This window comes from Edaphobacter sp. (genome assembly GCF_035532915.1).
Classification (GTDB): Bacteria; Acidobacteriota; Terriglobia; order Terriglobales; family Acidobacteriaceae; genus Edaphobacter.
This window is the reverse complement of sequence record NZ_DATKQC010000286.1, coordinates 1-17610: the sequence shown is the minus strand read 5'-3', so window position 1 is coordinate 17610 and position 17610 is coordinate 1. Positions and strand designations below refer to the sequence as shown.

Sequence of the window (17610 nt, the reverse complement as noted above, 5' to 3'; positions counted from 1 at the left end):
GCATGTCGCCGTGGTCGGGAAGGCTGGCCAGATATTTGCCGTTGATGTTCTGGGTCATGCGCATCATGATGCGTGCGATTTTCTTCTCGGGCTTGGCGTCGGAAGCAAAGTTGGGGCGGTGGGTGGTGCTGTCCTCTTCATGGCAGAAGGTGCAGTGCACGCCGAGGCCCCCGGTGAATCCATGCATGGTCGCCAGCAGATCTTTGGTGGAGATATTTTTGGGCAGCACCTTCAGGTTGGTGGGCCTGGGCATCTCGCGGTGTCCCGGCGGTGGACCCTGCGCCAGCAGGCCGACGGAGGAGAAGAGCAGCGATGCCGCAATCAGGGCGCTGGAGAGATTCGTGCGTAACATGGACTGGCCTCTTGAGTGAGTCTGTGTTGTCTACGCTTTGAATCCTACATAAGTTTCTATGAAACGAAAGCAGCAAAGAATTAATTTTATCGCCGACCCTATCGGTCGGATTTACTTGACGATGAGGGTGAGCGTAATGGTGCGGGTAAGACCGCCGCTAACGGCGGAGACGACGATGGGGTAGGTCCCCGCAGGAGTGACCGCGGTTTGACCGGACGGGCCGCCGGTCGAACCCGACGATGGGAGCTGCCGCCCCGTCCCGCAACCGGCCGGAAGCAGCAGGCAGCAGAGCAGAAGCAGGCTGAACCGACGGTTGCGGCGCAGGGTGAGAAGGCCGAGCGGCAGAAGCGCGGCCAGCCACAGGGCCGGGTTGGGACTGGAATGCGTGGGTGGAGAGAGCGACGCGGTAAGGGTTCCGGTCAGGACGGTGACGGATACAGTGGTGGCCCCTCCCTGCGCGACGTTTGCGGGAGTGATGTTGCAGGTCGCGTTCAGCGGTGCCCCGGAGCAGGTAAAGCTCGTGGCACCAGCGGTGGACGAGGTGAAGAGCAGCGGGAAGACGGCGTTTTCACCACTGTTGATGCTGACGGTGGTATCGCCGTCGGGAGTAAAAGCGAAGTCGACGGCGTCGCCGCTGAGGTGCAGCACCTGCGGGGAGTTGGGTGCGCTGTCGGTGATGGTGAGGGTGCCGGTGCGCGTGCCGCCCACGGTCGGAGCGAAGACGATTTGCAGTGTGCAGGCGTTGGCGGGTGCGAGCGTCGCGCCGCAGGTGTCGCTTCCGGCAAGGATGCTGAAGTCCCCGGTGAGGACAGTGCTGGCGAGGTCGAGCGGGAGACCGCCGTTGTTGGTCAGGGTGACGGTCTGCGGGGCTGCGGTCTGACCGACGCCGGTGGTGGGAAAGGCGAGGTTGAAGAGGGGAGAGAGCGAGACGCCGGCAGGAGCGAGACCGGTTCCGCTGAGCGAGACGGTCTGGGTGCGGTACTCGTCGGCGATGGTGAACTGGGCGGCGATGTGGCCGATGCTCTGCGGCTGGAAGGCTACGTCGATGGCGCAGGTGGAGTGCGGGTTGAGGGAGGCCCCGCAGGCGTTGGTGACGGTGAAATCGGTGCTGGTGGTTTGGGCGGAGATCAAGGTGAGGGCCACGTCGCCCGCGTTGGTGAGCGTGACCTGCCGCGGCGAGCTGACGGTCGTGAGCTTCTGTGCCGCGAAGGCGAGGCTCGTAGCTGAGAGAGCGTCGGTGGCGGGCGTGGTCCCGGTGCCGGTCAGCGAAGCGGTCTGCGTGCCCGCGCCGTCGCTGATGGTGAAACTGCCCGAGCTCACGCCAGAGGCTGTCGGCGTGAAGGTGATGGCGACGGTACAGCCGCTGTCGGCGAGCAGCGTGGAGGTGCAGGTGTTGACTGAAATCCTGAAGCCTGCACCGCTGACGATGGGAGTCTGCAGGCTGGTGCTGGTGCCGCCGGTATTCGAGATGGTGATGTTCTGCGCGGTGCTGGTGGCGTTGATGTTGGTCGCGGGATAGATGAGACCGATGGGGTTGAGGATGACGGCGGCAGGAGGAGTTGCGGTGCCGCTGAGCGTCGTCGAAGCCTGTCCGCCGGGGACATTGCCATAGACGGTGAGCAAGCCGTTGTGCCTTCCGGTCACGGTCGGCAGGAACCTCACCTGGACGGTGCATGTGAGGCCAACCGCAATTGGAGCGCCGATACAGCCATCGGCTTCGGTGAAGTCGTCAGTTGCGACGATGCTACTGATCGTAAGCGGAGCGTTACCGGAGTTCGTCACCGTGATGGTTTGCGGATCGCTTGCGGTGGCGACTGCCTGATCGCTAAAAGCAAGGTTGGTGGGGTCGAGAGTCAGGGCTGGCTGTGCAGGGCTGAGTGCCGTGAGCAGGGGAATCTGCCAGATGCCGCGGCCGTAGGTGGCGGCCCGCAATTCGCCGACGCGGCCATCGCCGGTGGGCAGGCCGGGGGCGGCGGCAAGCTGAACCACGGGAGCGTTGGGCAGGCTGGTGCCGTAGATGCCCCAAGTAGGCATGGAGCAACTGGTGATCCCTTGGGCCACCCACACTCCGGTGTCGACTGCAACATAGATGGTTTTGGCGTCATTGGGATCGACGACGACGCTGTTGGCCGGGACGTCCGGCAGATCGCTAGTGATATTGGTCCAATGCTGTCCACCGTCGATGGAGCAATAAACATGAGGGACATGGAAGCCCATGACGGTTGCGTAGAGAGTCTTGCCCGTCGCATCGTGCGAATCGGCCGCAAGCGAGGAGATGTCGAAGCCCCCCGGATTGAACGGTGTCGCGTCGTTGGTGACGGGCGAGAGGGCGAGATCGTTCCATGCGGTGGTACTGCTTCCCGTATCGGCCGTGGCGGTAGAAAAGAGGTGGCCACCAGCCGTGCCGCCGCCGTCGAGCTTGCCGGCCATGCCCGCGTACAGGATAGGCGAGCCTGCGTTTTGTGCCGCCGCCGCACTATCGGCAGGGCCTGCAGCGGCAAGAGAACGGAGGACCGGGTTGCCGCTGCCACAGGACGCATTCTGCGGTCCGGCGAGCAATGGGCTGATGGCGTTGGCCGCGGACCATGCCGTTCCATTGTCAGCCGGGCCACGCCAGATGCGGCAGGTGCCGACCAGAAGATTCGACGGAAGCGCGGGATCGAGCATCCACGGCGCATCAATTAAAGAGGAGTCCGAAGACGTCTGCACCGAGCCGATGGGGGGAGTTACCGAGAAGTCCGCCGCGGTGCACGCCGCGCCGTCGGTGCACTGGTGGATGCTGACGCCAGCGCCGGTCGAGATATACCAGCGTTGTGGATCGGTCTGGTCGATGGCGACGGTGCCGCCTTCTCCCGTCGCAAGTTGCGGCCATGGGGTGAATGGAGAAGATGTACCAGCGCTGCCGTTCGCCCCGAGACCAACCAGCAGGGTCGCCGGATCGGTGGGATGCTGGGCGAAGCTCGTGACCTCGGCCAGCGAGCCGAGCCCGCTATTCAGGTTCTGGAAGTGGGCCGCGTCGTCAGCGGAACACGGAGTAGCCTGCTGATTGACGCCATCGGTCGAGCGCCAGAGGCCGCCGTCGTTGCCCAGATAGAGCAGCGTGGAGCCGGTAAGCGTGGCGATGGCGTGTTGCGCGGGTGCGACCATGGCGGGCGCGGCGCATCCGTCGACGGCGTTGGTGGTGTTGCGCAGGTTGCAGCCTGCGACGAGAGAGCAGCGGTAGAGGTCGACGGTCCCCGCGTAGAGGATCGTGTCCGCGCCTGAGGGCACAGCAGCCAGCGCGAGGTTGTAGTCGGCCTGCGGGATGACCGTGCTGGCGTTGACGGTCTCGAGCGGCGTGGACGGGAGCCGCTTCGCGAACGTGAGGTCGTTGCTGGTGCAGCTTGTGCCGGAGAGGCCGCAAACATCCTGCCACAGGCCCTGGTCGAGATTGTTGCCATCGACGGTAAGCGCAAAGGTGTCGCCGCTGCTGGGCTGTACGGCGAGCGCGCCGCGAAAGATGGGGCAGGATAGGTTGCCAGTGCTGTCGGTGTTTGGTGGGCAGGCCGTGGTGGTGAGGCTGCTGCCGGGCTGCTGGGCCACGCGCGTCCAGGTGGCTCCGTCCGATGACTCGTAATAGCCGTGATAGCGCACGGCGGCGTAGAAGCGTTGGCGGATGGGGTTCCACACCACCGACGTCGCAGCGTTGCCACCCTGCCCCGAGCTGGCCGGGAGCGGACGCTGCACGATCTGGCTGCCGTCCATGAGCGTCGACATCTGCCAGGTGGCTCCGGCATCGGTCGAGTAGTAGAGCCCCATGACGCTGTTGGTCGTGTCGGGCGCGTTGACCAGCGTGCCTTCCGCGGCCTGCGATATGGCTGCGACGACCGTGCCGGAAGAGGTGGTGCTCCAGGCAAAGCCCGCGAAGCCAAGGCCGATGAAGGAGTGGCGGCCTGCCGTTTGGTCCTGCGATTCCTGAATGAGCGTCCAGGTAAGGCCGCCGTCGATGGAGCGAAGCAGACCGCTGCCGTAGAAAGAGTCGGTTGCATCGTTCGGGTCGCCGGTTCCGGCCAGCACGACGCCGGACTGGACGCTGACTGCGCCGATGCTGAGCGATGGAATGATCGCGGTTCCGGCGTTGGCGCTAAAGACGGGAAGCGTGTCCGTGAGCGGGGCAAAGGTAACGCTGGCCGCCGGGCCCGCTGCGTTGGTCGACTTCCAGACGCCTCCGCCGGTCGTGCCCAGATAAACCGTGTTGCCCGACGCGTCCGCCGGGTCGATGGCGATGGCGGTGACGCGCCCGGTGACGTTGCCGTAGGCGATGCTCGAGACCTGATTTGGCCCGAGCGGCTGCCACACCGCATTGAGGCCTGAGATCTGCGGCGACATCTGCTGTGCCGTCAGCATGGCAGCCTGCTGCTTGCGCGCGGCGGTCATCGCGCGGGCTGCCGCGACGTGCTGTGACAAGGTGCGGCCACCAAGAAAATCTCTGGCGCGCAACGCGGGTGTGGCTACTGAGCCGCTTGAAGGTTTTGCCAACGACTGCGTAAGCTGCCCGCTTGCCGGTATGGTAATGATCGCTATGCCGAGCAAAAGAAGCTTAGAGGCGCGGACACAGAGAGTGCTGCGCCAACAAGCGGGTTGAGGATTTGCGCTTAGGCCCATAGCGTTGCTTCGGGGAGGTGCAGACGGCTGCTTTCGATGCTGCAAGCCATCGCGGCGTAAGTCAACGCTCGATGAGATGAAGAATCTCTAATCGTTCCGCAACGGGATAAGAGAGATCTCATGTACTGCTCGGCGCGGCTCCCTGCCTCTTGAATGTGGTGATGCTGGCAAATTTATCGCAGGCGGAGTTCGGGAGCAATCTCCTGATAGTTGTAGTTCTGCCGGATGTACTCCTTCGAGTTGAACTTTCTGCCGGTGGACGCGCCCGACATGTAGCGGATCTTGCCGAAGATGGGCCGCTCGTTCCAGGCGCGGTCGAACTTGCCGAGGATCGCCCACGCCACGCCAGCATAGCCGTTGGGGTCGCGGCCATCGAGAAAATATTTGTCGTTGAGGTGAATGGCACGCTTCATCGCGGTAGCGATATCAGGGCTCCACTCCAGAATTTTCTTCGCCCAGTACATGCGCATGTGGTTGTGCATCCAGCCATGATGGAGCATCTGGAGCTGCGCGGCGTTCCAGAGATCGTCGTGGGTCTGCGCGCCTTCCATCTGGGCGAGCGTATAGAGGTGCTCGCGCTCGTCGCGGGCGTGCTCGGCGATGGTGATCTTTGCCCACGGCTCGGCACAGTCGGGCGAGTCGTAGTCAGGGGTGTAGCGGACGAAGTTGACGGCAAGCTCGCGCCAAATGATCAACTCATTGAAGAAGCTGTCACGGGCCTGTTCCAGATGGGGACGTTTCTTCAGCTCGGCATTGACCGCAAGCGCGATGGTGAGCGGACCGATATGGCCGAAGTGCAGATAGGGCGACAGGCACGAGGTACCGTCGGTCTCGGGACGGTTGCGCTGAACCTCATAGCTCTCGAGCATGCGGCTGGTGAAAAGTTTGAGACGTTTGAGCGCGGCGTGGGTTCCACCCTGCCAGGCATCGACAGGAAGGACGCTACGGTCGAGATCTTTCCAGCCGCGCGTAATGTCCTCGGCGACCGAATCAGCGTGAAAATTTCGCGGAGCCTTCCAGCCATGCTGCGCATGGGTGTTGACGCAGGGATGCAGAAAGTCGGGCAGCAGACGATTGATGCGGGGGCGAATCGTGTAGGCGCCGTACTGCGCTTTTTCGATAAGCTTCGAGGGGACGACGACGTCGGTGTCGACCGTCCAGAAGGGGATGCTGAGGCGAGATGCGAGATGTTTGCGCCACCGCTCCGGCTCGCGCATCGGATTTTCGTCGCCGATCAGGAGGGCGGCATCAACATCTGCCAGAAGCTGCTCGTGCGACTCGTGCGGAGCGCGGCGCATGATGAAGGCGATGTTGCGCGTCGCCAGGTCCGCTTCGATATCGGGCAGGCCCTGGTTGAGAAAGGCATAGTGCCGCAGGTTGGCGTGGGGAAAGTTGGAGATAGCGGCGAAGTAAACCACCAACGGCAGGCTGAGCAGGTTTGCCGCCTGCACCGCGATATCTACGGCGTGGTTGTCGATGCCGCGCTGGGCACGCTGCATCCAGTAGACGACGCATTGACCTCGATGATCGGGCATGCCCGGGCGTCTTATGGTGACGCGGGGGTCGGCAGCGAGGGCTTGTAGCTCGGCGGCAACGGTAGAACTGAGAGACATGGGAAGAGTGTAGCCGGAGTTCTCCCGGAGAATTGATGGGAACAAAAAATGCGGCCCGCAGGCCGCACTCTCGTCAAAGGGAACATTTCTGTGTAGCAAAATCTAAGACTTCTTTGCTTGAATGCTCTTTTTACCAGAGTCCCCAGGCGCGGCTGATGTAGTCGCTCAGGGTCATGGTGATCAACGCGGCGAAGGTGAAGAAGCCCGCACCAACCGTCATCTTAATAAGATTTGACTGATATTTGACGTGCATGAAGAACAGGATGACGATCACGGCTTTAATGGTGGCGATGGCCAGCGCCACCACCGGATTGAGGATGCCCATATCGATATAGGCCGCAAGAACCGTGAGGCCAGTAAAGATCAACAGGGTCACGAACACAATCGTGTACGTCACAGGCGTAACGATGTGATGTGCGGCGTGCTCGGGATTGGTTACATTGGATGCGTCGTGCTGCTCGGTCATTACTTATCTCCTGCCAGTCAAAATAGAACAAGGTCTGCGAGGTGCCGAATTAGACGGGATGTCGATTAATGAGATAGAGCAGCGGGAATAAAAACAACCACACAATATCGACGAAGTGCCAATACAAAGCGAAGTTTTCTATAGGCGCGACATACCCTGCCGTAAAGTCGCCTCGCTGCGCTCGTATGGTGAGCCAGACGAGAATGCCGAGGCCGATGATCATGTGCAGCGCATGCAGCCCGGTCATGGCGAAGTAAAGCGAGAAGAAGATCTGGGTGTGGGCTGCCTGGTCCGGCGGAAGCGGCTCTTCCTTCAGCCCGTAGGCGTGAGGATTGACGAACTCGGAGACGTCGAAGTGATCGCCGGGAATGTGGTGCTTCTCCCATTTCTCGTGGTACTCATCCGCCTTGACACCGATGAAGGCGATCCCGAAGAGCATGGTGAGAATCAAGGTAAGGACCAGCAAGCCTTTCTTCCTCACCTCAGCTGCCCATACGCCGAGCGCCATGCAGAAGCCCGAAGTAATCAGAATTGCGGTGTTGGCCCCACCAAGCGGAACGCTGAGCTGGTTCGATGCAACGACGAAGGCATCGTAGTACCAGTTGCGATAGAGCAGGTAGGAGAAGAACAGGCCACCGAAGAACATGATTTCGGTCAGCAGGAAGAGCCACATGCCGAAGGTGCCGGCCTCGCGCTGCTGCTCCTGCGTCTCGAAGTGATGGCGATGCTGCGGGAGCGCGACGTGAGCGTGCTCCTCAGCGTGGGCCGTCTCGTGCGTGTGTGGATGCGTATCTACGATCACATTATCCAACGGTCGTCACCTCTTGTTCCGTCTTGTGGGCGAGCCACTCGTAGTCATAGGCCTCATGATCGACGATAGGAACTTCGATAAAGTTTTCAGTCAGCGGCGGCGATTGAATCTGCCATTCAAGGCCAGTTGCCTGCCATGGATTGTTGCCAGCGATGGCACCATACCTCAGCGACCATCCCAGATACAGCAGTGGAAGCATGTAACCCACACCCAGCACCGTAGCGCCCGCGGTCGACAGCACGTTGAGCACCTGGAACTCCGGCGGATAGGCGTGGTAACGACGCGGCATGCCAAGGTATCCAAGGATGAACTGCGGAAGGAAGGTGAGGTTGAAGCCGATGAAAGTGGTGACGGCGGCGAGCTTCGAGAGCGACTCCGGATACATGCGGCCTGTCATCTTCGGCCACCAGAAATGGATGCCGGAGAGGAAGGCCATGAGCATTCCGCCGACCATGACGAAGTGGAAGTGCGCCACGATGAAGTAGGTCTCGGTGAGATGGATGTCCATGCCGAGCGCGCCCAGAAAAACTCCGGTCATGCCGCCGATGGTGAACAAGCCCATGAAGCCGAAGGCGTAGAGCATCGGCGTCTCGAAGGTGATCGAGCCCTTTTGCAGCGTGAACGCCCAGTTGAAGATCTTGATGGCGGAAGGCACGGCCACCAGCATGGTCAGAAGCGAGAAGACCAGCGCCGAGTAATTGGACACGCCCATGATGAACATATGGTGCGCCCAGACGAAGAACCCGAACAGCGCGATGGCCACCGACGAGAAGGCGACCGCCGTGTATCCGAAGACGCGCTTGCGGCTGAAGGTACTGATGACCTCCGAGATGACGCCCATGCCGGGAAGAATCATGATGTAGACGGCAGGATGCGAATAGAACCAGAAGAGATGCTGAAACAGCAGCGGATCGCCGCCCTTGGTGGGATCGAAGACGCCGATGCCGATGGTGCGCTCGAGAGCGACGAGGACGAGCGTGATGGCGAGAACGGGCGTCCCGAGCACCATGAGGAGCGAGGCGGCGTAGTTCGACCATATGAAGAGCGGCATACGGAACCACGTCATGCCCGGAGCGCGCATACGGTGGATAGTGACGATGAAGTTAAGGCCGGTGAAGATCGACGAGAACCCGATGATAAAGATGCCGACCGCGGCGGTGACGACATGCGTGTTCAGATAGTGGGTCGAGAGCGGGGTGGTGAAGGTCCAGCCGGTATCGACGCCGCCGAGCACAAGTGCCGCGAGGGTGAAGAGGCCGCCCAGCCAGTAGAGATACCAGCTCAGGAGGTTGACCTTGGGGAAGGCGAGGTCTTTTGCTCCGATCATGATGGGGATCAGGAAGTTTCCCAATGTCGCAGGCACGGAGGGTACCAGGAAGAGGAAGACCATGATGATGCCATGCATGGAGAAGAACTTGTTGTACGTGTCCGAGGCGACAAGGTCGGGCTGAGGCGTCAGCAACTCCAGCCGGATGAGACCAGCAAAGGCACCACCGATGAAGAAGAAGAACGTGATCGAGATCAGGTACATGATCGCGATGCGCTTGTGGTCGCCGGTGAGCAGCCAGCTCAGCAGACCATCCTCGTTGTTGAGGTAGCTCCGCTTGGGCAGCCTTGCTGTCTTCTGGTCGGGCAGATTAACAATTGTCGAACTGGTTGCGCTCATGGTTTCACCCCTGCTGGCGTTGTCGGCGCCGTCTGGTCGGACTGTGACGTGACCAGGGTCTGCTGAATTCTGTAGTTGCTGTTGAGTCCCTTGATGTATTCGACGAGATCGATCAGGCCGTCCTCGCTGACCTGCCCTTGATAAGTCGGCATGATCGGCGAGTAGCCAGCGGTGACGTGCTCAGACGGGTTGAGGATGGCGTCGCGCAGGTACGCATCGTTGACCAGAACCTCGGAGCCATTGGTCAGCTGCAGCTTCGATCCGTAGACTCCGGCCAGATTGGGGCCGCGCGATCCGGCGGTGCCGGTGTGACAGGCGTTGCAACCCATGCTGGCAAATAGACGCTCGCCGTTCTGCGCCAGCGACATGCCGCTGGTGGAGGCCTGCAGCCACTTCTGGAAGTCGTCGGGAGTCATCGCGGTGACTTCGCCGATCATCTGGGAGTGGTTGGTGCCGCAATACTGCGTGCAGAAGAGGTGATAGGTGCCGGGCGTGGTCGCCTGAAACCACACCGTCGAGTAGCGGCCGGGGATGACCTCGCGCTTGATGCGGAAGTCCGGGACCGAGAAGCTATGGAAGACGTCCTGCGAGATCATGGTCAACTGGACGGGACGCCCGACGGGAACGTGCAGCGCGTTGATCTCGTGCTGGCCGCCCTGGTGCTCTGCCTTCCACATCCACTGCTTGCCGACGACATAGATGTTCATGGCGTTGGTCGGCGGATTGTAGATACGGAAGTAGAGCAGCGCGCCCCAGACGAAGCAGATGAGGAACAGCGCCAGAGGAATGATGGTCCACGTCGCTTCGAGCAGCGTGGAGCCTTCCACCTGGACAGCCACCGGATGCTTTTCCTTGCGGTAGCGGATGGCAAAGCCGAAGATCAGCGCGCCGACGACGGAAAGGCCGACGACCGTGATCAACAGCAGGAAGAAGTAGAGCGCGTCGGCGTAGGGCGCGATGGTCGACGCCTCGCGCGGAAAGAGCGCGGAAGCGTTGAGCCATTTCACCAAAAATTGCCACAGGACTGGACTGATATGCATCGTTACCCTTTATCCATCTCTTTCTTAGTCAGGTCGTGGTCGCGCGAAATGTGTAAATCTCTGCGGAACATGAGGAACATAAAGCCACCCAGCCATGCCACGGTGACCATGCCTCCCAACTGCACCACGCGGGCGACGATGAGCGAGTGCTTGTTCCGCTCCGGGTCGTAGTGATAGCAGTAGGTCAGGATGTTCGCGACCGGCGAGCCAATCTTGTTTCCGGAAGCCTCAATCAACCCGAGGAGGATGTCCTTGGGCGAATATTCGACGCCGAGATAGTACTGTGCGAGCTTGCCGTTAGTCGTGACGATCTGGATCGAGCTGGCGTGGGCAAACTGCGTGAGCTTGCCATCCGGCCCGGGGACGCGGACGTAACCGAAACCGACCGCCTTGGTCACTTCGTCGATCGCGGGGCGCTCGCCGGTGAGAAAATGCCAGCCGTTTGCTGTCTCAGGGCGGCCATACCGCTTGACGTAAAGGGCCTTCTTCTTCGCGGCCACTTGGGGAGTCTCGCTGGGGTCGATGCTGATCACAACGATGTTGAAGTCCTTGCCCGGCGTCAGGTGCACCATCATCAGCGCGCTGGTTAGACCGTCCAGCTCTTCCGAGCAGAGCATGGGGCAGTTGTAGTAGACGAGCGAGAGGATCGCAGGCTTCTTGCCGAAGTAGTCACCCAGCCGGACCGATTTGCCGGTATCGTCGACAAACTGGGCGTCCAGCGGCAGAGGCTGATTGAGGTGTTGGGCGATGCCGACCTTCTGCAACACCCGCGGCAGCTCGTCGCCGACATTCTGGCCCTCCTGCTTGTCGCCGTAGCCGGAGACCTGTGCGAACAGGGGCGCACACACGAGCAGGATGCAGCCAAGAACCGCCGCCTGCCAACCGCCTCGAATTGTCCGCCTGTTCATCATGCCGTCTTCGATCCTTCTTCTACTTCCATGCTATGCCTGATACTGGTCCAGCTAGTGCGCGCGGTCCGGGTGAGCTTCGCTCTCAGCCTTGCCGTAAGCCATCTTTTCGGCGCGAGCTTCAATGGTGTCAAGCTCATAGCCGGTTCGTGCGAATCCCGTCGTCAGCGGTGCCAGGATCTGCGGCTTCTCGTCCCCGACCATCACAGGCTCGGTTGGCGCGGTGGATGCGTTGACCGGAAGGCCGCGCTGCGCGATCAGCTCCATGGCCCGCGTGATCGGGATGCGGATATTGCTGCCTTCGCCGGGCGAGACGCTGTAGTAATCCAGCAACAGGTCTTCGCGGGCATGGAGGTCGGCCGTGCCCTGCTCACCATCGTCGATGTCGAGGCGGGGCGTGGGGAAGGTTGCCGTCAACTGCTGCAACTGCTTCTGTTCCAGCTCCGGATCGTTGGCCATGTCCTGCCGCTTGCCATGGTTGAGCGCAGCACCGGCAAAGTCCGACGTATGGTTCCACTTGGTCGTAGGCCCGTCCGCCTTCTGGATGGCGCTATTGATGACCCGGCCCATGACGAAGCAGAAGACGAAGAAGACGATGAGGAAGCCGCCGAGGCCAGCGAGGAAGACGACGACGCCATTGACGTTAACGTCGGTGGTCTCATAGCCGGGCGATTCGGTGCTGCGCCCCTTGACGTCCGGCTCTCCGGGTTGGTGCAACTCGTGGTCGTTAGTGGGCATGTTCGGGCTCCAGCATCTCTTCCAGGTGCGGATCGTTCAGGTTCATGATGGGGCGGGATTTCAACTCCGTCAGGTAGTAGGCGCCCCAGACTGCGAGGACCGCGACCGGCACCGTAATGTAAGCCAAAATTCCAATATTGTTGTGGAGGTGCAGGTTGCCGGCGGCGTCGGCGAAGTTCGGCTCGATCAGCCAGAACATGTCGATGCAGCGGGCAAAGATCATCCAGCAGGTAAGCCAGATCATCTTCCGCTTGTTGCGCTTCAGGTCGCGCGACAGCAACAGGCAGAAGGGAATCAGCCAGTGGGCCACGAAGTCGAGCGTGCAGATGGTCCACCAGCCGCCGTTGATGCGGTGCAGATACCACGGAATCTCGTCGGGGATGTTGCCGGACCAGATGATGAGGAACTCGGCGAAGCACAGATAGATGTTCAGCATGACGAAGGCGAGGATGAGCTTGCCCAGGTCGTGCTGTTCGGTCATGCGCAGCAGGGTCTTCAACGGCTCGAACTTCGAGAGCAGGATGACCGTCAGCACACCCAGCGCCAGTACCGCATAGCCCTGACCGACGAGGAACTGCAGACCGTAGATCGAGGAGTACCAGGTGACGTCGAGCGACTTGATCCAGTCGATCGAGCCAACCGTCAGCAGGATGACATAGATGAAGATGCCGATGCCGCAGAGGTTCTCGTACTTGGTGCGCCAGCGATCATAGCTCGCCTGAGTCCCGCGCAGCGGGTCGGCATCGCACTGCAGCGACCACTTGTTGATGAAGTAGGTGAGCAGCAACAGCACGCCGAAGATGATGATGGTCTGGACGATCACGCTGACCGGATTCAGCATGGCGTGCTTGTCGTTGATCGTCATCGCCTGTTCGAGCGAGATCCAATGATGCTGCAACGCGTTGGCCACAGCCGCGGGGTTGGGATATGCCGCCCACTGGTACAGGTGCTTCATGAAGATGGCGATGGGAATGAACATCAGCGCGACCAGCCACAGCGTGCGGCTCATGGCCTCGAGCGGACGCCGGAGCAGAAGCCCCCACTTGCCGCCCGTCACATGCTGCAGCATCAGCACCACCAGACCGCCGCCGGCAAAGCCGAAGCAGGTCATAAAGCCCATTAGATAGGCGCGGAGCAGATGGTTGCGGCCTTCGTGGGTGAAGGCAAAGAGCACGGAAACCAGCGTGGCGACCACCGCGATAATCAGCAGCCGGGTCCGCCATACGGTGACAATCTCCGGCGTGGCAAGCGATGCGGGAAGCGGAAGCGGGCCATGGTGGACGTGGTGTCCGCCGGCTTCGCCGTGATGCTCGTGTCCGGTATGTTCGTGTCCAGATGACATGCGTTTCAAGCCTTCGTTCGGAAGCTTCCGAGATTACTGCTTTGCTGCTGTTTTTCCGGCAGGCGTGGCGGCCGGAGTCTTGACTGTGGCGGAGTGGGAGGAAGCAGGCGCTCCCAAACCGGATGCTGCGCTAGGTGGCGCCGTAGGAAGAACGAAGGGCTGGTCGTCGGGCGTCCCGTTGACGGCGGTCGGCGGCAGCGTCCACTGCTGGGCAAAGTTCGCGGGCAGGCCCTCGCTCTCCGCGATGCTCGATAGCGGCTGCACCTGGGATCCGGCAGGAACGTCTGCCTGGGTTGCCTTCTGGCTCAACTGCAGCGCCTTGATGTAGGCCACGATCGCCCAGCGGTCGACCGGCGCGATCTGCGCGGCGTAGTCCGGCATCGCTCCGTAGCCATTGGTGATGACGTTGAAGAAGTGGCCCAGCGGCGCGGTCTCGAGCCGTGCCGTGTGGTAGTCGCCCGCGTGAGCATAGCCACGGTCGACGATCATGCCCCTGCCATTGCCTACGCGCGAGTGGCACGGCGTGCAATAGACGTTGTAGCGTTCCTGTCCGCGCTCAAGCACCTTCATCGTGACCGGAAAGGGAAGACCTTCGCCCTCCTTGCCGTTGACGAAGCCGGTATAGAAGTAGGTATCCGCGTGGAGCTGGTTGCGCGCCACGGTGTTTTCTACCTGTGGACGCACCGAGCGGCCGTCGGCGTAGAAGTCAGTGCCCCGCTGAGGGAAGAACTTCGGCTCGTCGTGCATGTCCTGGCGGCAGCCGATGCCGGCAAACAGCAACAGCGTGGATGCGGCAACGAGGACCAGCCGGGGAGCCGCAGTTCGGAAGCTTGGGATTCGGGTATTAATCCCTGGAAGTGTGATTCTCGTATTAATGGTCCACCTCCACCACGGAGATCGCAGGAAACTGCTCGAGGAAGGCGCGCGTCTCGGAGATCGAGAACTTCGGGTCCATCGCCTCAAGGCATAGGAAGAACTTGTCCGTCGTCGCGCCGTTGCGGAAGTTGGGCGCGTTGAAGACGGGATGGTAGAGCTGAGGCATACCGTTCAGCATGATCATGCCGAACGCGGCCGATAAGCCCGAGAACAGGATCGTCCACTCATACGCCGGAATAATAAAGGCCGGCCACGAGAACAGCGGTCGTCCCGCAATATTGAGCGGATAGGCCCAGACCGCAATCCAGGTCTCCATCAGGAACGCCGTCGTGACGCCCATGATGCCGCCCAGCAGGCAGACCAGGGGGACGCGGGTCTTGTGGAAGTGCAGCGCGACCGCGGCCTCTTCGACGGGATAGGGGGTATAGCACTCCATCCGGCGATAACCTGCCTTGCGGGCCTGCTCGGTCGCATACACCAATTCGCTGGGCGTATTGAATTCGGCCAGCAAGCCGTAAATTCCTTCTCTGGGCGGCATTAGAGTGTCTCCTCCACTACGGTCTCAGCATCGGCCCCGCCGCGCCGCACCTTGGTCTGCGGAAGCATCATGCGAATCTCGGACATCGGAATCATCGGCAGGAAGCGAACGAATCCAAGGAAGAGGAAGGTGAACAGTCCCCAGGTCCCGATGAAGATGATGTAGTCCCAGCGCGTCGCCACATAGGTTCCCCAGCTTGAGGGGAGATATTCGCGGTAAAGGCTGGTCACGACGATGACGAAGCGCTCGAACCACATACCGATGTTCACGACGAACGACAGGATGAACAGGTAGGTCACGTTCACCCGCAGCTTGCGCGACCACAGCGTCGTCAGCGGAATGGCGATGTTGGTCAGGATGAGGAGCCAGTAGGCCCAGCCCATGGGGCCGAACATGCGGTTCCACATCATGAAGAACTCCCAGTGGCTGGCCGAGTACCACGACATGAAGACTTCCATACTGTAGCCGTAGGCCACGATGCCGCCGGTACCGAGCATGACCTTCGCCATATTGTCGAGATGGCGCAGCGTCACCAGGTCTTCGAGGTGGTAGAACTTGCGGATCGGAATCGCCAGCGTGATGACCATGGCGAAGCCGGAGTAGATGGCGCCCGCAACGAAGTACGGCGGGAAGATGGTCGTATGCCATCCCGCCAGGGCCGCGACCGCGAAGTCGAAGCTGATGACGGTGTGCACCGAGAGCACCAGTGGCGTCGACAGGCCCGCGAGCAGCAGCGAAGCCGACTCATAGCGGATCCAGTGGCGGGTCGAACCGCGCCAGCCCAGCGACAGCATGCCGTAGAAATATTTCGCCAGCGGCATGGTCGCGCGATCGCGCAGCGTGCCGAAGTCGGGAATCATGCCGACGTACCAGAACACTACGGAGATGGTCGCGTAGGTCGAGACCGCGAAGACGTCCCAGGCCAGCGGCGAACGGAACTGCGGCCAGACGTTCATCGTGTTGGGGTAAGGGAACAGCCAGTAAGCCAGCCAGGGACGCCCCACGTGGATCAAGGGGAAGATACCGGCGCAGCAGACGGCGAAGATGGTCATCGCCTCGGCGAAGCGGTTGATCGAGTTGCGCCACGTCTGCTTGAACAGCAGTAGAATCGCCGAGATCAGCGTGCCGGCGTGGCCGATACCGATCCACCAGACGAAGTTGATAATGGCGAAGCCCCAGGCGCCGGGAATGGTGATGCCCCAGATACCGACGCCCTTCAGGAAGAGCCAGGTGCAGCCGATCACAACGCCGGTCGCAACACCGCCGGCGACCATCAGGCCGAAGAACCAGCCCAGCGGCGTATTCGAGGTCAGAACGATCTCGGAGATCTTCTGCGTGACCGACCTGAAGTTGTGGCCCGGCGCGATGACCGCGTACTCGCCGGTACGCGGGTCGATCATCGGGTCAGTGACCGGATCCCCTGCCGGATCGTGGATTGGTCCTTTGGTTGCCATCTATGCAAGCTCCGGATTCGGGTTAATGACGCCAGCCGTGTAGGTTGTGCGTGGACGGTAGTTCAAGTCTGCAAGCACCTGGTAATCGCGCTCTTCCGCCTTGCGCTTGGCTACTTTGCTGGTCTTGTCGTTGATATTGCCGAAGACGATGGCATCGGTCGGGCAGGCCTGCTGGCATGCCGTAATAATGTCGCCGTCGGCGATCTCGCGGTTGTCGATGTCGGCCTGGATCTTCGCCGCCTCGATGCGCTGGATGCAGTAGCTGCACTTCTCCATGACGCCGCGCGAACGCACGGTGACGTCAGGATTGCGCATGAACTTCAGGCTCTCGGTGTCGTAGTCCGAGTAGAGCAGGAAGTTGAACCGGCGCACCTTGTACGCGCAGTTGTTCGAGCAGTAGCGGGTGCCCACGCAACGGTTGTAGACCATCGTGTTGAGGCCTTCGGGCGTGTGGACCGTCGCTCCCACCGGGCAGACCTGTTCGCAGCCTGCGTTCTCGCAGTGCTGGCAGGCCATCGGCTGGAAGTGCGCCTTGGGCGCGTGCAGATCGCCTTCGAAGTAGGTATCGATGCGCAGCCACTGCATGTTGCGCCCGATCTTCACCTGCTCCCGGCCTACGACCGCGACGTTATTCTCGGCGTAGCAGCTTACGATGCAGGCGTTGCAGCCGATGCAGCTATTGAGGTCGATCGCCATGCCCCAGGCGTTCTGCACCTTCAGCGTGGACGGGTCTTTCTTGTCGTAGTGCCAGGTGTCCGGGAAGAACGTCTCGTCGCGGCCCGGCTTCTCGCCCTGCGGCGCGTAACCGACCTTGCCGATCAGCGTCCCGCTCGAGTCGCGGCCCATCTCGTCATGGGCGAAGTCGGGATTCTTCTCGACCTCGGCGACCGTGGCGTAGCGGATGATGGAGCGCTCCATCGCCTCGTGACCAGCCAGCGAGTAGGTTCCGCTGGTGTCGAAGAGCTTCTTGTCGAGGTCGTGCTGTGCGAAGCTGCCGCGATGCTCGACGTTGTGGACCTTGGTGACGCAGAGATCGTAGCCGCTGCCCACCTTCTTCGCCGTTCCGCCGCCCAGATAGTACGGAGCGTCCGCCGTGCGCAGCTTGTAGGCATCGAAGCCGACGCCCGCTCCCACGCGGCCAGCCTCGGCCTGGCGCCCAAAG

14 protein-coding genes are annotated in these 17610 nt (G+C 61.5%); all 14 read right to left on the bottom strand.

The features are described from left to right. On the bottom strand, window positions 1-352 hold a 352-nt coding region (locus VMU57_RS13645), incomplete at its 3' end, for a c-type cytochrome (protein WP_325384305.1). 111 nt (window positions 353-463) lie between these two features. After that, window positions 464-4924 (bottom strand): choice-of-anchor D domain-containing protein, encoded by a 4461-nt coding sequence (locus tag VMU57_RS13640; protein WP_325384303.1) that lies wholly within the window; start codon window positions 4922-4924, stop codon window positions 464-466. 245 nt (window positions 4925-5169) lie between these two features. Further along, window positions 5170-6609 (bottom strand): deoxyribodipyrimidine photo-lyase, encoded by a 1440-nt coding sequence (locus VMU57_RS13635; RefSeq protein ID WP_325384301.1) that lies wholly within the window; start codon window positions 6607-6609, stop codon window positions 5170-5172. Window positions 6610-6739: 130 nt separating this feature from the next. Further along, the gene (locus VMU57_RS13630; RefSeq protein WP_325384299.1) at window positions 6740-7075 is read right to left on the bottom strand and encodes a cytochrome C oxidase subunit IV family protein; all 336 of its coding nucleotides are present in this window, start codon (window positions 7073-7075) and stop codon (window positions 6740-6742) included. 49 nt (window positions 7076-7124) lie between these two features. Next, window positions 7125-7886, bottom strand: coding sequence for a cytochrome c oxidase subunit 3 family protein (locus tag VMU57_RS13625; protein WP_325384297.1), 762 nt, complete (start codon window positions 7884-7886; stop codon window positions 7125-7127). Further along, window positions 7879-9552 (bottom strand): cytochrome c oxidase subunit I, encoded by a 1674-nt coding sequence (locus VMU57_RS13620; protein WP_325384295.1) that lies wholly within the window; start codon window positions 9550-9552, stop codon window positions 7879-7881. The genes VMU57_RS13625 and VMU57_RS13620 overlap by 8 nt, the downstream gene beginning before the upstream one ends. Then, window positions 9549-10592: a cytochrome c oxidase subunit II gene (gene coxB, locus VMU57_RS13615; RefSeq protein WP_325384293.1), complete on the bottom strand. Its 1044-nt coding sequence runs from the start codon at window positions 10590-10592 to the stop codon at window positions 9549-9551. The genes VMU57_RS13620 and coxB overlap by 4 nt, the downstream gene beginning before the upstream one ends. A 2-nt stretch (window positions 10593-10594) precedes the next feature. After that, complete coding sequence (locus VMU57_RS13610) at window positions 10595-11503, bottom strand: SCO family protein (protein ID WP_325384291.1); 909 nt, start codon at window positions 11501-11503, stop codon at window positions 10595-10597. 51 nt (window positions 11504-11554) lie between these two features. Further along, window positions 11555-12238 carry a hypothetical protein gene (locus VMU57_RS13605; RefSeq protein WP_325384289.1) on the bottom strand — a complete coding sequence of 228 codons (684 nt, stop codon included), beginning with the start codon at window positions 12236-12238 and terminating at the stop codon, window positions 11555-11557. Then, window positions 12228-13580, bottom strand: a complete 1353-nt coding sequence (locus VMU57_RS13600; protein ID WP_325384287.1) for a hypothetical protein — start codon at window positions 13578-13580, stop codon at window positions 12228-12230. Before VMU57_RS13600 ends, VMU57_RS13605 begins: the two co-directional genes overlap by 11 nt. 33 nt (window positions 13581-13613) lie before the next feature. Beyond that, window positions 13614-14360, bottom strand: a complete 747-nt coding sequence (locus VMU57_RS13595) for a cytochrome c (protein WP_325384285.1) — start codon at window positions 14358-14360, stop codon at window positions 13614-13616. Between the two features lie 91 nt (window positions 14361-14451). Continuing rightward, window positions 14452-14994: a DUF3341 domain-containing protein gene (locus tag VMU57_RS13590; protein WP_325384283.1), complete on the bottom strand. Its 543-nt coding sequence runs from the start codon at window positions 14992-14994 to the stop codon at window positions 14452-14454. Continuing rightward, on the bottom strand, window positions 14994-16448 hold the full coding sequence (gene nrfD, locus VMU57_RS13585) for an NrfD/PsrC family molybdoenzyme membrane anchor subunit (protein WP_325384281.1): 1455 nt from the start codon (window positions 16446-16448) through the stop codon (window positions 14994-14996). Before nrfD ends, VMU57_RS13590 begins: the two co-directional genes overlap by 1 nt. Then, window positions 16449-17610: 4Fe-4S dicluster domain-containing protein (locus VMU57_RS13580; protein ID WP_325384279.1), on the bottom strand; the 1162-nt coding region annotated here is incomplete at its 5' end.

Bases quoted from the DNA above. Each gene is read 5' to 3' on its own strand.
- nrfD (WP_325384281.1), bottom strand. From the start codon at position 16,448: ATGGCAACCAAAGGACCAATCCACGATCCGGCAGGGGATCCGGTCACT.
- VMU57_RS13620 (WP_325384295.1), bottom strand. From the start codon at position 9,552: ATGAGCGCAACCAGTTCGACAATTGTTAATCTGCCCGACCAGAAGACA.
- VMU57_RS13605 (WP_325384289.1), bottom strand. From the start codon at position 12,238: ATGCCCACTAACGACCACGAGTTGCACCAACCCGGAGAGCCGGACGTC.
- VMU57_RS13590 (WP_325384283.1), bottom strand. From the start codon at position 14,994: ATGCCGCCCAGAGAAGGAATTTACGGCTTGCTGGCCGAATTCAATACG.
- VMU57_RS13635 (WP_325384301.1), bottom strand. From the start codon at position 6,609: ATGTCTCTCAGTTCTACCGTTGCCGCCGAGCTACAAGCCCTCGCTGCC.
- VMU57_RS13630 (WP_325384299.1), bottom strand. From the start codon at position 7,075: ATGACCGAGCAGCACGACGCATCCAATGTAACCAATCCCGAGCACGCC.
- VMU57_RS13600 (WP_325384287.1), bottom strand. From the start codon at position 13,580: ATGTCATCTGGACACGAACATACCGGACACGAGCATCACGGCGAAGCC.
- coxB (WP_325384293.1), bottom strand. From the start codon at position 10,592: ATGCATATCAGTCCAGTCCTGTGGCAATTTTTGGTGAAATGGCTCAAC.
- VMU57_RS13610 (WP_325384291.1), bottom strand. From the start codon at position 11,503: ATGATGAACAGGCGGACAATTCGAGGCGGTTGGCAGGCGGCGGTTCTT.